General features: G+C 66.5%; 11 protein-coding genes. 1 reads left to right on the top strand and 10 read right to left on the bottom strand.

What is annotated here, in order from left to right; translation table 11 throughout:
* On the bottom strand, window positions 1-2,485 hold a 2,485-nt coding region (locus tag Q7W02_01245), incomplete at its 3' end, for a filamentous hemagglutinin N-terminal domain-containing protein (protein ID MDO8474812.1).
* A 144-nt stretch (window positions 2,486-2,629) separates the two neighbouring features.
* Complete coding sequence (locus tag Q7W02_01250; GenBank protein ID MDO8474813.1) at window positions 2,630-4,150, bottom strand: ShlB/FhaC/HecB family hemolysin secretion/activation protein; 1,521 nt, start codon at window positions 4,148-4,150, stop codon at window positions 2,630-2,632.
* A gap of 229 nt (window positions 4,151-4,379) precedes the next feature.
* Here Q7W02_01250 and Q7W02_01255 point away from each other — a divergent pair, with 229 nt between their 5' ends.
* Entirely contained in the window at window positions 4,380-5,180 is an 801-nt protein-coding gene (locus tag Q7W02_01255) for a PD-(D/E)XK nuclease family protein (protein ID MDO8474814.1), read from the top strand.
* On the opposite strand, the gene Q7W02_01260 is transcribed toward Q7W02_01255, so the two are convergent.
* From Q7W02_01260 to Q7W02_01295, 8 genes are all read right to left on the bottom strand, one after another.
* Complete coding sequence (locus Q7W02_01260; GenBank protein ID MDO8474815.1) at window positions 5,140-7,212, bottom strand: UvrD-helicase domain-containing protein; 2,073 nt, start codon at window positions 7,210-7,212, stop codon at window positions 5,140-5,142. The two genes, Q7W02_01255 and Q7W02_01260, sit on opposite strands and share 41 nt — an antisense overlap.
* An 11-nt stretch (window positions 7,213-7,223) precedes the next feature.
* Complete coding sequence (locus Q7W02_01265) at window positions 7,224-7,646, bottom strand: hypothetical protein (GenBank protein ID MDO8474816.1); 423 nt, start codon at window positions 7,644-7,646, stop codon at window positions 7,224-7,226.
* Complete coding sequence (locus tag Q7W02_01270) at window positions 7,630-8,262, bottom strand: nucleotidyltransferase domain-containing protein (GenBank protein ID MDO8474817.1); 633 nt, start codon at window positions 8,260-8,262, stop codon at window positions 7,630-7,632. Before Q7W02_01270 ends, Q7W02_01265 begins: the two co-directional genes overlap by 17 nt.
* Before the next feature lie 97 nt (window positions 8,263-8,359).
* Complete coding sequence (locus tag Q7W02_01275) at window positions 8,360-9,370, bottom strand: DUF3644 domain-containing protein (GenBank protein ID MDO8474818.1); 1,011 nt, start codon at window positions 9,368-9,370, stop codon at window positions 8,360-8,362.
* Window positions 9,371-9,641: 271 nt separating this feature from the next.
* Entirely contained in the window at window positions 9,642-12,431 is a 2,790-nt protein-coding gene (locus Q7W02_01280; protein MDO8474819.1) for a site-specific DNA-methyltransferase, read from the bottom strand.
* A gap of 5 nt (window positions 12,432-12,436) precedes the next feature.
* Window positions 12,437-12,640, bottom strand: a complete 204-nt coding sequence (locus Q7W02_01285) for a hypothetical protein (protein MDO8474820.1) — start codon at window positions 12,638-12,640, stop codon at window positions 12,437-12,439.
* Window positions 12,637-12,843, bottom strand: coding sequence for a type II toxin-antitoxin system VapB family antitoxin (locus Q7W02_01290; protein ID MDO8474821.1), 207 nt, complete (start codon window positions 12,841-12,843; stop codon window positions 12,637-12,639). The genes Q7W02_01285 and Q7W02_01290 overlap by 4 nt, the downstream gene beginning before the upstream one ends.
* Window positions 12,844-12,921: 78 nt before the next feature.
* Entirely contained in the window at window positions 12,922-14,277 is a 1,356-nt protein-coding gene (locus Q7W02_01295; protein MDO8474822.1) for a DUF222 domain-containing protein, read from the bottom strand.
* Window positions 14,278-14,459: the final 182 nt, after the last annotated feature.

The raw sequence follows: 14,459 nt of genomic DNA on the forward strand, positions 1-14,459 counted from the left end.
TGAACTGCTTGCTCGCGTCCTCTACCCCGATCGTCGTCGCCAGCAGCCCCGGCCGCAGCGTCACCGCCGCCGCCCCCGCGGTCACCGTCCCCTGCAGGTCCACATCCGCCGCCACGATCGTCGCCGCACCACTGGACACCGCTGATCCTCCGTTGTTTTGGGAATAGGCGCCGGTGCCGTTGCTGTCACTGTCCGCGTTCGCCGTGTACGCCCCCGTCGTCGTCACATCCGCCGCCGCCCCCGCCAGCGTGATCCCATTGGCCGCCATCAGGTTGACCGCGCCCGACCCGGAGCTGAGCGCGTCAGTTGCAGTGATTGAGCTCGCCGCGCCTGCTGCGGTGAGAGTCACCGTTCCAGTGCCATTCGCCGAGATCGCTTCGCTCGTCGTGATGGAGGTACCCGTTGTCGTGACACTGATGGCGCCGTTGGAGGAGGTGGAAATACCGGTCAGGCTGCCGAGCGTGGCGCCGCCGATGTTCACAGGCAAGGTCGGCGAGGTGAAGAACGCGCCTCCGGATTGCGAGCGAGCCTCTAGATTGGTGACGCTCACGCGCATCGGCGCCCCAGCCGTGCCGATGCCGCCACCGCCGGCCGCCCCATTCACATCCAATGCGGCGGATGTCGCGGTGATCAATTCATTGGCCGATGTCCGCCGAATCCCGCTGCCGGCCGTGGGCCCATTGTTCACGACCAGGACATGTCCGGCACCGGCATTGACCCCCTCGAGCGTGATGTTGCCGCTCGTGCTATTCGTCAACCCCGCGCCGGTGTTCGTCGTGACCGTGATGTTCGCCCCCCCGGAGCTCAGCAACGTGCCCGCCGCCATCGTGATGGCCGCTGTCCCGACGTCGCGGTTCGCGTTCTGGACGCCGTTCGCCGTAGTCTCATTTGCCGTCAGGCTGATCGGCGCGTTGTTCGTGGCGACATTTGCATTGATGATGATGGAGCGCCCGGCCTGCGCCGTCAGGCCGATGCCGGCCCCGACGATTGAGACCGCGTTCGTGAACGTAATGTCGTTGTTGGCCTGCAAGACGACATTGGCGAGCGCTGCATTGATCGCCGCCGGCGCGATGGTGGCATCGGCGGCGGGGGCGTCGGTGAATTGATCCACGTCGGTCAGCGGAGCGGCTCCCCCCGTCGCCACAACGATATTGTGGGGATCGAGCAGGAGCGTGCCTGTCTTGCCCAGGGGCGCGAGGGCGTCCACGGAGGCGGCGAATCCCAGGCCCTCCTTGCCCGATACCTCGACGAAGCCGCCATTGCCCCCCGCCTCGCCGCCCCGCGCCACGATCTGCGCGCCGGAGGCAGCGGTCGTGTTCTTGTCGGACCAGGCCGTGACGCGGCCACCGTCGGCGCTGCCGCGGCCGCTGACGTCGATCGTGCTGCCCCCGAAGAGGATGGTGCGCTCGGTGGACGTGATGGTCACGTCACCGCCGCGCGCCTGGTCGGCGCCGCGCGCGTCGATGGTCCCCATCTGCCCCACGCGCTCGCCCAGCATCACCACCTGGCCCGGCGCGGCGCCGCGCTCGGCGGCCGACACGTCGATCGTGCCCGAGTTGGTGACGGCGCCCGCGACCGTCCCGGCGGGCCGTACCGCGCCGCTGGCGGTGGCTACGGCCGTGGCGTCCTCGCCGCCGATGAGGCGTACCACGCCGCCCTGATTGACGAGGGAGCGGGCCTGGATGATCCCGCTGTTATTGACCACGCTCTGGAGCACATCGCCCGCGGCCTTGGCCGTGAGCTCCACGCGTCCGCCGTCAGCCTGGATGCGCCCGTCGTTGCTCACGCGCGAGGCGAGCGTCCGGCCGTCGGCGCCAAGGGGCTGGCCCGCCAGCGCGCCGTCCACGGCGAAGCGGACGAGGCCGTCGCCGGCGAAGTCCACGGTGAGCTGCTGTCCGGAGGAGAGATGCACCGTTCCCAGCTGGGCCGAGATGGTGCCCTGGTTGATGACCGCGGGGGCCGAGAGCGCGATGAGGCCCCCGGGGGCCGCGGTCAGTGTGCCCTGATTGATGATTGTTCCGAGGCCTCCCGGGCCCTGCTGGAAGATGTAGCGCCCGGTGACGAGGTCGATATCCTTCATGTTGAGCGTGGTGGCGATGAGGCCGCCCACGTTCACCAGCGAGCCGGGACCGAAGCTGATCCCAGAGGGGTTATTCAGGATGATCCGGCCGTTGGCGGTGATCTGGCCGAGGATGGACGAGGCGCCGCCGCCGATCACGCGGTTGACCGCCACCGACATGGCGCCGGGCTGGAGGAAGCGCACCAGCTCATTGGCCGCAACGCTGAAGCCGCTCCAGTTAACGATGATGTTGGAGGTGAACTGCTGGATCTGCAGCGTCGTCGGATTTACCTGAGAGATCGACGCCTTGCCAGACACCACCTGCCCCCCCTGGGGCAGGGCCCCGGCAGGGCCAGCCAGCATGAGCCCGGCCAGCAAGGCTGCCAGCGTGCGCTTGATCCAGGATACCCGGGAGGCGTTTAGCATGGTCCTGCACATGTAGGAGCAAATGTGGTGCCGCTCCAAGATATATCCAGGATCGTCGTATTACCAAGTACTTAGGTTCGATGTCAGAAGGGTGACGGGGGCGGGAACCTCATAGGGAGGATTCTAACCGACAATTTTTGTAGCTCAGAACCACTTGACCGCAAGGAAATACACGTAGTTGTCGAGGCCGTTGCTGGTCTGGGGCCCGCTGGTGGGATTGATCACGGGCTTTGCCCACTCGACCTTGAGCAGGAAGTTATCGGGGACGGCGATCTGGGCTCCGATGCCGGCGCCGGTCAGCGTCTGGCGGCGCGGCTGACCCGGCTGGGGATTGATCAAGTTCGCCTGGCCGTTGTCGATGAAGCCGTAGAACTGCAGGATGTCGCCCCATTTCTTGCCGAGGAAAGCGGTCTTGTCGCCGAAGCCCGGCGCGTTCCAGCGGAACTCGAGGGTGGCCGCGTACCCGCGGTCCCCCGCGAACTGGGCGACGGGATAGCCGCGCACCGTCCCCTGGCCTCCCACGATGTACTGCTCGGGGGAGACCAAGCTGGTGCTCGCCCACTGCCCTCCCGCCCTAAGGAACACCGACGTGTAGGTCGTGATCTGCTGGGAGCGGGATGCTTCGCCCGTCAGCTTGGTGAAGGTGCCGCCGGCTCCGGGCACACTCGCGTGCGAGTCATTGCTGCCGTGCAGCCCACCCAGGAAGTCCCCCACCCCCTGGAAGAGCGTCAAGGAAAGGTTGTTGGCCCCGCGCCAACGGTCCACCGAGTCCAAGAAGCCCCCTACGGAGAAGACCCGCAGTCTGTCCTTCTGGGTCTGGCCCTCCTGCTCGGCCTCCAAGCTGTTGGTGAAGTCCTTGTAGTCGAAACCCGCCTGGCCGTAGAGGTTGAACTCGCGGCTGCGGACGAAGGGGTGGAGGAGGTAGAGGCTGCCGATGTCGCCGTTGCCGCGTACCGTGATATCACCGATGGTCGACCCGACGTCGGCGCCGACCTGCGAGTGGGTGTAGGCGCCGCCGATCTTGGTGCCGAGGGTGCTGATGGGGATCGCGTAGGACAGCCGCACGAGCCAGAGCGCCCCGCCCACGATGGACGTGAGCCCGCGAAAGGCCAGGACGTCGCCCAGACCTGACGGGTTGTTGAGGTTCAGCGCGACGCCGAAGCGCTCGTAGCCCGTTTCCGGGGAGCCGTAGTTGTTGGCGTCGATCGCGCCCGTGATGAGACGGTCCTTCTCCACGTCGAGGACGATGTCCGTGGTGCCCGTCCCCGCCCCGGGCCTGAGCGTGCTCTTGACGACGAGACCGGGCAGGTCGTTGAGGAGGAGGAGGCCCCGCTCGAAGTCGCTCGCCTCGAAGACGCGATCCGGGGACCGGGGCTCGACGTACCGGCGCAGGTAGTCGGCGCTGAAGTGGCGCAGTCCGGTGATGTCGATCTTCGCAACGCGCCCCTCGACAACGGCGATCTCGACCACGCCCCCGCGCATCTCCTGCGGCGGCACGTAGGCCCGGGCCAGGATGTACCCGTGCCCCCGGTAGAAGGCGGTGATGAGGGCGGCGAAGTCCTTGATCTGGGCGAGCGTCAGCTCGCGCCCCTCCCCCTCCGCCAGCTGGGCTTGAAGCTGCGCTTGGGGAAACACGGTGGCGCCCGTGACGACGAAGCGGGACACGACGACCCGCGTGTCGTCGGGGGAAGGGGCCTGGGACTGGGCGCGGGCGCCTGGCGCCAGGGCGGGAAGGGCCAGCAGGGTCAGAACCGAGGCCGCCAGATACCAGTGACGCCGGATTACTCTATGAGTATCCAGTGGGCCCTGCACTGGAGAAGTTTAACGCATTTGCCGCATCAGATCGCCAAAAACGATCCCTCACGGGCCCGGACGGCGGTAGAATGCGCGCGCCGTGCCCGTGTACTCCCACTCCCGACTCGGCGTCTACGAGACCTGCCCGCGCCAGTACCGCTTCCAGTACGTGGACAAGGTGCCGGTGCCCGAGGTCAGGACCGTGGAGATGTTCCTGGGCAGCCAGGTCCATTCGGCGCTGGAAGATCTCTACCGCGACGTGACGCGCGGGAAGGTCCCGCCCCTCGAGGAGATCCTCGACGGCTATCGCGCGCGCTGGGCCGAGGAGTGGATGGAGGACATCGTGATCCGGCGCGAGGGCGCGTCGGCCGGCGAGTACCGCCTCCAGGGCGAGGGGCACCTCGCGTCCTACTACGGCCGCTATCACCCGTTCGACGGCGAGCGCACCGTGGCCGTCGAGCGGCGCGTGATGTTCCCGCTCGCGGAAGCGCGGAAGATCTGGATGCAGGGCTACGTGGATCGTCTCTCGGTCACGCGGGACGGCCTCTGGCAGATCCACGACTACAAGACGGGGCGCTGGGTGCCGACGCAGGAAGCGCTCGACCGCGACCGCCAGCTGGCGCTCTACCAGATCGGCGTCCAGCGCGATTTCCCGCGCGAGGCCGAGCGCGTCGAGCTGGTCTGGCACTACCTGGCTCACGATCTCGAATTGCGCTCCCGCAGAGAGCCCGCGGCGCTCGAGAGCCTCGCGGCCGAGACGCTCGCCCTGATCGACACCATCCAGGCCGACACGACATTCGAAACGGTCACGGGCAATCACTGCGACCGCTGCTCCTACCGCAGCATCTGCCCCGCCTGGGCTATCCCCGCAGATCCTCCAGGAATTCTGACGCCGGATTGACGCCCGTCACCAGCAGGTGATCGCGCGCACGGGTACACACCACGTAGAGTAGGTGGCGCTCGGTGTCGTACACTTCCTCGAGGTCGCCTTCATCCGTGACTGCCTCGATCCGTGCTTGCAGCGGCAACACCTCGTCGTCACAGGCCATGACGGCCACCGAGCGAAATTCCAGTCCCTTGCTCAGGTGCATGGTTCCGACGGACACGTGGTCGCGCACCGTCTTCACGTCGTCATCGAGCAGCGCCGCGAGCAGCCCCGCCGTCTCTACCGCCGCGCGCGCCCTCGGTAGTTCGGCGGGGGAGCGGACGAAGACGGCCATTTCCCCAGGCGTCACGCCCTCCAACGCGCGCTCCGCCAGCCAGCGGCCCACCATCGTGGACTCTTCCTCGGCGCTGTCAAGCACGCGGATTACCGGGTCCGCCCCATTGAACACGGAGATCGCGCCGCCCCGGTCCTCCGTGTTGCCGTCCACGTCGGTGACGTGCTTTCCGAGCAGGCGGTCCGCCTGCGCCCTGATCTGGTGCGACGTCCGGTAGTTGATGCGCAGCGTCCCCGACCGTCCGCGGATGTCCACGCCGAGCGACCGCCACGAAAAGGGCAGTTGGAAGATCCGCTGCCCGAGATCACCGGCGAAGAAGAGGGCGTCCGGCCGGCCGCCGCCGAGCGCGGCGACGAAGCGGAGCTGCGCAACGCTCACGTCCTGCGCCTCGTCCACGATCACGAAGTCATATGGCAGCCGCTCACCCGCGGCGAGGTGCCCTGCGAGCCGGCTATACAAGTCCGCCTGCGTCACGAGCCTCCGCTCGTTCAGTCCCGCCCGCACCCGCTCGAAGATCGCCCAAAGCGCCTGCCGCTGCTTCTCCGGCAGCCGCGTCTTCCGCCCGAGGCGGGCCACGTCGCGGTACGCCTCCCACGAATCGATCTGCCACGCGTCCACGACCTCTCTCCACTCCGATAACAGAAAGGGCAGTGAGAACTTCTGGTCCACGCTCTCCAGTGCGACCTCGCGCACGAGGTCGCGCATCACTTCGCGCGACGCTACCTCCGCCCGGCCGAGCAGGCGGTCGTAGAGGCGCCGGGCGACCGCGTCCAGCGCATCCACGTCAATGCGCTCCCGGAGGCGCGGCTCGGTGCCGATCAGTCGCACGAGCTTGGTGCGCAGCGCGCTTGCCAGCGTCTCCGAGAATGTGGTGAGGAGAATGCGCGCGTCGGGGTTGGCGCGGGCCAAGTGCGCCGCGCGGTGGAGCGCGACGACGGTCTTCCCCGTACCGGCCGAGCCGGCGATGCGCGCCGGCCCGCCAAACCGGCGCTCCACCAGCTCGCGCTGCGCGGGGTGCAGAAAAACCGTCCACCGCTCCCACGGGTACTCCAGCGCGCGGGCCAGCTCGTCCACGTCGGTCACCACGCGGAAGCGGCGCCGCGCATCGGGGTGATCGAATGGGCCGGCCGCCGGCAGCGCGGGCCGCGGCTTGTGCGGCGTTCCTCCGGTCGCCAGCTCGAGCAGCGCCTCGGCGGCCTCCGCCGGTAGGTGGTCCGCCAGCCCGAGCACCGTGTCCTCGGTGGCCTGCCGCACGTCGGCCAGCCACTCGACCGGCACGCCATAACCAAGCAGCTCTTCGTCGGGCACGTGCGCGAGCAGGGGCTTCTTCGTGGCTACCGTCTGCGGCTGTTGGACATACGTGGGGAGGGTGATCTCCTGCACTCGCTCGCGGATCTCCACGAGCTGCGCCGCGCCCGTGGTGGGGTGCGTTTCCAGCTTGCGGCGCTCGGCCCACGCGTAGGCCTTGTCGTGGTGGTCCACGTAGCAGAGCAGCAGGCTGTCCGCCGTCCGGTGCACGATCAACCGGAGGTCACTGCCGACCCGCACCGACCAGAACCGCTTGTCCTTGGCCTTGGCGAGCTTGTGGAAGCTCATCCCGGGGTTGGCCGGATTCAATTGTAGGTCGAAGGCCGTGGTCTTGACCGCCTTCTGCTCGTCGCCGGTGAGCCGCGCGAGGCTGCCCGTGAATGTGTCAGCGATGCGAAACTCCATGGTGCTGCCGCTCACGTCACAGGCGGGAGTTTATGGACCGCAGCCGCGACGGTCTTGCACGCATTGATCAGGTCGGTAAGCAGGCGCTTGTCGATAGACAGGTCGCCCTCGTACTCTCCGCGATTGCGGAGTTCATGGCACCGGGCAAGTACCCGCCACACTTCAGGACCGAGCCCGAGCGTGTGTTGGAGGGCCTGAAACACGATGTATCGGTTCGCGGAGCGATACCCGGATCTGCGCAACGCCGCGAGGGATAGCGCATGCGCGGCGTTGTAGGCGAGGTCGAATCGGCTCTCCAGGGAATTTGCCTCGTTCTGCGCATCGGCAAGGCGCGTGAGGCCTGAACGCTCGAGCCCGGCGAACTCCTTCGCGTCCGGCGCCTCCTTGCGCAGGGGTTGGCCAGGCCCGCAGAGGTTTTCAAGCGGCGAGGTCACTCTCACCACCAATCAGCCACAATTTGGGTTGCGCCAGGACTCGCGTCACGAAGACATTGTCCTGTTTTACGCGCTTCGACAGCTCCTTGGACGAATAGATCGTGGGAGCGACTTTCCGTCCGAGTTGTGAGGACGCTTCTTCCAGCGCAGAGAACAGGTCTGCATATGTCAGGCGGTCGCTAATCACCATCAGATCGATGTCGCTCGCCGCGGTGTCCTGGCCTTTCGCGATCGACCCGTAAACGAACGCCGCGCGGATGCTTCGGAAGACGGGTGCCAGCGCCGCACGCAACACGTCGGCCAGCGCGAAGGTCTTGAGCACCAGCGCTCGCAGCTCCTCGAACACTGGCGAGCCGGCGTTTGCCTGATAGTGCTTCTGTTTGCCGACGCGGTTGACCGTCACGAGGCCGGATGCCTCGAGCCGAGCAAGCTCCCGCTGCACAGCGCCCGTACCGGAGCGTGCCAGACCGATCACCTCGTTTGCATAGAAGCTCCGCCGGGGATTGCCGAAAAGTACGCCCAGTACGCGCTGCTGCACCTTGGCGAACAGGGCGTCGGCCAAGCCCGAGGATGGAGTCCTGGGACGGGGCTTCCGTGCGGCGATCTTCATTCCCATAGTGGGTATAATACACCCCTATTTGGGTATATCAAACAACCCAGAGGAACCTTCACCCCTCGTCTTACGCAGCACCGCGTTGAGCCACACGTGCTCGTCAGACAGCCGATGTAGTTGCTTTCCTCGTGTAGTGCTTGTCGAACTCGGCAAGGACAGTCGGGCTATAGAAGTCCTTCTTACCGCTCTTGGGGTTATCCGGATCGAGATATCGACGTCTGACGAACTTTGGATCTGCCATGAGCGGTTTCTTGATCCCCGTGAACTTGTTGTTGATCTTGAAGTCGGTATACCGTTTCTTCAGCTGCTCGATCAGCTGTTGGTAGGTCCACTTGTAGATCTTCTTGAAATCGTCTTCGGTCAGCGTCACCTGGGGCGCCGATGGATCGTTCGTAATTGCGACCGCCATCGCACTGGCTGCGGTACTCCGCTTGAAGGAAAGGTTCACCTCGAGCGTCACGTTGAATGGGCTCTTTGCCCCCTGCGCCGCGGTGCTGGTAAGTTGGGCAATGTAAGCAATGAGCCGCGATTCGTCCTTTGACAGGTCGATGGCAGAGACCGAGTGTGGCGTATCGACAAAGCCGATCGGCATCAAGAAGAAATGACGCCCTGAAAGGTCGTGTTGAAACCATAGACGGGCCAGTTCAATGAAATTCCGGACGGCCGCTGTTCCCACCTCCAAGACCTGCTTTGCCAACTGCGGGCTCGCAATTACGAAGTGAACGGCATTGTCCCGAATCTCGGTCAGAGCTTCGAGGTTCACCTTGATCGCTCCATCCACCTTGATTGTTGTTCGATTTTCAAGCTCCGAGATCGTCTTCCAGAGGCCGTGACTAAGTGCGGCGCCTGAGCGGTTCCTCTTGAGATAGAGCTTGGTCGATAGCTCGCCGTTTTTCAGAGGCCGTCGCTCGAATACATACAGGCAGCGAGGTTTGTTCCCATGTTCGGAAAGCAGCTTAGCTTTCACAAGAAGTTCCCAGGCGTTCAACGCCAGGATCGCAAACGTCTCCTCTCGATAGGCGAAGGTCGGGCGGTTGTAGACTTCGATCGACGACACCAATGCTGCCTCCGCTTTCTGAAGAAACCGTACTGACCGGGCAAGCTTGGACATGGATGCGCCTTGCCTCAGAGAGCGGTATCACCCGTGGCGAAGGGCCAGGAAGACGTCCGGGTCGATGGTGTTGGCAGGGCAGCCCGGGTTCCGGTCTGAAGGCATGCCCGGGCCAACGGCTTTGGCGGACGCCAGAAGGACGGAGAAGTCGAAGTCGTTCTCCTCCAAGAAAGCTGACCCGACCGGCAGAGAATAGCCCGACGATTGCCCGCCCATACCCAAGAGGTCACGCGCAATCGCTGGAGGAGATCCATGGTCCGAGAATCTCTACTCACGCCACCCGGAACACCTTCATCACCTCGTCACCCAGGTGGTTGATCACCTTCACGGCGATGCGGCCCGACTTCGGCTTGTCGAAGGCGCGCGAGGTGTCGCTGTGGAGGGTGGCCCAGGCCTCCTCGTTGATCTCGGCCTTCAGCGTGGTCCTGAGCGCGCCGTAGGGGTCGTTGGCGCCGAGGAAGTAGGCGTGTCGGACGAAGAAGCTCTCCTCGTTGTAGTCGGTGTCGATGAACCAGCAGGCGATCCCATCGGGCCCGTCGCTGCGCACCTCGCCGGTGTTGGGATCGAAGACGTCGACACCGTTGACTTTCACCCGCATGCGGTCGCCCTCGGCAGGCAGGAGGGTGATGTCGGGCTCGCCGAAGATCACGAACAAATTCCCCTTGCCGGTGTTCTTGAGATCCTCGGCCATGTGCAGATCGGCGTTCATGCGCGCCTTGAGCACGGGAATGCGGCCGAGCTTGCTGAACTCCGTGGCGTGCGCCTCGTAATTGAACGCGCAGGCGATGAGCACGTCGAAGCCGGCGTCCCCCGCCTCGCGGGCGGCGGCCACCAGGTCGGGGCGGGTCACGGTGCCGAACTCCGGCCCGATGAAGATCGCGGCGCGCCGCTCGACGGCCGCTGCGCCCTCGCCCTCCATGTAACGCCCCTCGGCGGCAACGAGATCGCCCGGCCACGGCGCGAGCGCCGTGAAGGTGATGCGCGCGTCCTTGTGCGCCTGTTGCACACCGGCGGTACGCAGATTCTCGAGGATCATCTGCGGGAACGTCTGCCTGGCCGCGTACTCCGCGCGGGACTCGGAGGCCGGATCGATCAGCTCGTCGTTCTCGTCCACGCCGAGCACGCGGTGCGGCGACAGGCTCTCGACGGTGAAGGGGCCGGCGACGCGAACCTTCCGGTTGTCCGGGTAGGGCTTGTCGTAGAGGTACTCGAACTCCGCCTTGGCGGCGATGGAGGCGTCGATCTCCTTCTGCCGCGCGATGCGTGCCTGCCACCAGTCGGCGTGGAGCTTCTTCGCGACCTCGGACCACTTGGCATCGGCGTCGCGTGGGATCTCCCATTCCCCCCACTGTTTCTTCAACATGGCATTGAGCTTCTCGCGCAGCGGCTCCACCGTCGCCTGCCACTTCTCCCAGATGACGTCGATCTCGGCGTTGTTAGCGACAAACTTGAGGTTGATGTGCGGCACCCGCTCGTAGACGAAGCCGTGGCGGATGTTCCCGCGGATCGGCTGGGACGAGGGCGCGGTGCGGCTGACCTCGGCTTCCTTGAGCTGGCCTTCGCGCGAGTCGGCGAGCAGGTAGTACGGGTAGCGCGCACCCATGATGCGGGCGCGTGCCAACGCAAGCGCGACGCGCGAGGTATCGATGGTGATCCAGCGGCGACCCCATTGCTCGGCGACGGTGGCGGTAGTGCCGGACCCGCAGGTCGGGTCGAGAACGAGGTCACCGGGGTCGCTCGACATGAGAAGACAACGCTGGACTACAAACTCGTTCGTCTCGACGACGTAGCGTTGATCGCGGGCCCCAATCGTATCCGTCCAAGTTAAGTTGAGCTTGGTGGTGTCGTCATCCGACAGCTTCATCACGTATCGAAGGAAGTTGCCTTCGATCTCGAGACGATCGGCCTTTCCGATACGCTCGAGTTTCTCTATACCAGACGGGTAGCACTGACCCGGGGCGGGGGGCCATATTTTCCCACGAAATGGCACACCATACACGTCTTTCGGACTGAACGTCGGTGGCCACATCGACACTAGCCTGAGTGGGTCCCCTGCCGGGTTCTCATTCAGCTCTCTCGTCGACAACTTCGTGCGCGTAGTGACGTCAACTTGCCGCCAGTTCCAGTGAAAGTCGCCCGTGATGTCAATCGGCTTGAAAAGCCGCCGAAACTTCGTCCGCGATGCGTCTTTGCTGCACCAGATGATGTAGTCCCCCATCCGCTCAAGGAACGTCGCACCAAGTGGCATGGTCTTCTTGCGGAACCATATCAACCCGATGAAGTTCTCTTCCCCGAACACCTCATCTATCAGTGCACGAACCCGATGAACGTTCTCATCGCCGATCTGCACAAAGATTGACCCCGACTCCGCCAGTAGATCCCGCGCTACCGTCAGCCGGTCGCGCAGATACGTCAGGTAGGAATGAATCCCGTCCCGCCACGTGTCGCGGAAAGCCTTCACCTGCTCCGGCTCGCGCGTGATGTGCGCCGCGTTGCCGTCCTTCACGTCGCGACTCGTCGTACTCCACTGGAAGTTGCTGTTGAACTTGATGCCGTAGGGCGGGTCGATGTAGATGCACTGCACCTTGCCGCGCAGCCCCTCGCGCTCGGCCAGGCTCGCCATCACCTGGAGCGAGTCTCCGAGGATCATGCGGTTGGACCAGTTCTGGTCGTGCTGGTAGAAGTCGGTCTTGTCCGCGCCCTCGGGCAGCCCGTTGAAGTCGGCGAAGAGGTCGGGCTGCGCCCCGCTCGCGTCTTGCCGAGTGTCCCGCGTCTGGCGCAGCAGGTCGCCGATCAGGGCCTTGGGGTGCACCTTCTCCTGTATGTAGAGCGGCGGCGCGTGGACAACGAGGTCGCTCCAGTCCTGCTCGTCTTTACCGCGCCAGACGAGCTGCGGGTCCAGGTCTCGGTTGCGCCGCTCGTAGGCGACGCGCACCGGGTCCTGCGCCTCCTTCTCCAGCACGCTCTGGTACTCCGCGGTCGGGATGTTCCTGCGCGTCGCCTCCTCGTGGCGGAGGGCCTCGACGGTCTTGACGGAGGGCTGCTTGACCTTGCGGGGCATGGCGTCTACTCCCAGGCCAGATTCAGATCGATGGCAACCGCCGCGAGGCGCCTGTCGCGGGTCCACAGGCGAGCCGGGGCGGCGAGGGCCGCCGAGGCCAGCAGGTGCACGTCGACGAACCCGATGCCGCGCCCCATCAGGGCGCGCCGCTCAAGGAAGTCGAGCGCCTCGGCATGCGTGATGGGAGCCTGCCGAGCAGATCGGATCACTTGCCCTTCGCGCTTCGGGCGCGCCGGCGCGGCGGCACCCGGAGTGACGGCTCGGTGGCTCCCAGCCGCGCGAGACGCCGGGCGCTCTCGCGCTGGATCAGGGCGCGCAGGCCCTCGTGGATGAGAGCGGTGCGCTCCGTCATGCCCGTGAGGCGCAGCGCCTCACCGAGCAGGTCGTCGTCGAGGTTGAACGTGGTGCGCATGGCGCGCCTCCCGTCGTATGCACCAACCGTACATCAGATGATGATTCTGCCTCGCACGCAATCTGCAAGCAGAGGCGATCATCCCGTTCCCACGGCTCGCGCGGCCAGGGGATGCAGGACGTCGATCGCCCAGCCCAGATCCAGACGCTCCCCGAGCCAGCCCGGGCACGCCGTCCGCGCGTGGAGGCGGAGCCCCTGCGCGTCGTGCTGTGCCCGGAGGGCCTGAACCGGATCGACGGGCATCGCGACTGGCGGCGGGACCTCGGGCAAGGGCCGGCCGTTCGGCCGGCGGAACCGGAGCGCGCCGTCGGGCTGTCGATCGACCTGGTAGCCCTCCTCGTGGACCGCGCGGTGGTGCCGGCGACAGAGCAAGGCGAGGTTCGAGAGCGTGGTGGGGCCGCCTTGGGCCCAGTGGCGGACGTGATGCCCCTGGCCGAACGGGAGCCCGCAGCCCGGGAAGCGGCAGCCCCGGTCCCGGTGGAGGAGCGCTCGCCGCAACGCCGGGGGGATCGTCCGGGTCCGGGCCCCAATTTCCACGAGGCGCCCGTCCTGATCGTGCCGCATCACCACCCGGCTCGCGTCGCACGCCAGACGCCGCGACGTTTCCGCGGAAACGTGCGCCCCGTCCTCGAGAACGGACTGGCCGGGCTGATCCGGGTCCGCGAGCGCCGGGGCATCGACATGGACCACCACCTGGTACCGCTCTCCCGGCGCGCCGGGATCGATCCCGTGGTGGAGGGCCGTCTCCGCGAGCAGGGCCAGCGCGTCCGCCTGCTGCTGGGCCATGGTCGGGGCGTCCGCGGACGCGTCAGCCGGGCGGGTGGCCGCCCCCTCACCCCGCGCCCGCTGGTACAGCGTCTCGCGGGCGGCTGCCAATGCCCGCAGGAGCAGTGCCCCTACCTCCGGCGCGAGCCGCCCTCGAAGCACCACCGTGCCGTCCTCGTCCTCGTAAACGTGAAGCGCCCGGCTCGCGTGCTGCCGCGCGGTCTCCCGGGCCTCGGCCTGCCGGTCCACGCGGCGCCAGCCCCGCACGATCCGCTCGACGTGGGCGGCCGTGCCGGCCAGCCCGACCCCCAGCAGCCTCTCTTCCGTTTCCGGCGTGGCGACCCGGGTCAGGGCCCGGACCTTGGCGTACGAGAGTTCCCCGCGGGCGAGGGCCTGGGCCAGGAGCGGCAGCGTCCCGAGCGCGCGCGCCACGCGGACCTTCTCCCGGGCGGCACCGAGGTCGAGCCCCACCCGCCAGCTCAGCCAAGCGGCGCAGGAGCGGAATCCGGTGTTCCAGCCCCCTCGGGCGTTGAACTCGCGGATCAGGTCGAGGAGGCGCGCGGTGGCGGCCTCGAGGTGCGCCGACAGCTCGGCGATCTCGTCGCCCAGCCGGTCCAGGTTCGCGACGGGCTCCAGGGTAGCGGGGATGTCTGGCGAGTGGATCTCCATGGCGAGTCCCCCTTTATTAGGGCGACTCTACACCCGGCTTTCGGAGCCACCTGGGAGCGTCCAGGGCGGGCGATTCCGGGACGAGCGATGATTTTCGGTCCGATGACGCCCGGGTGCCCATCGCCGGGCCGGTGCGGGCCGCTGGGCCGGGATCCGCTGGGCGCAGCCGACACACGGCCATT

The sequence above is a fragment of the Candidatus Rokuibacteriota bacterium genome (assembly GCA_030647435.1).
In the GTDB taxonomy this organism is placed as follows: domain Bacteria; phylum Methylomirabilota; class Methylomirabilia; order Rokubacteriales; family CSP1-6; genus AR37.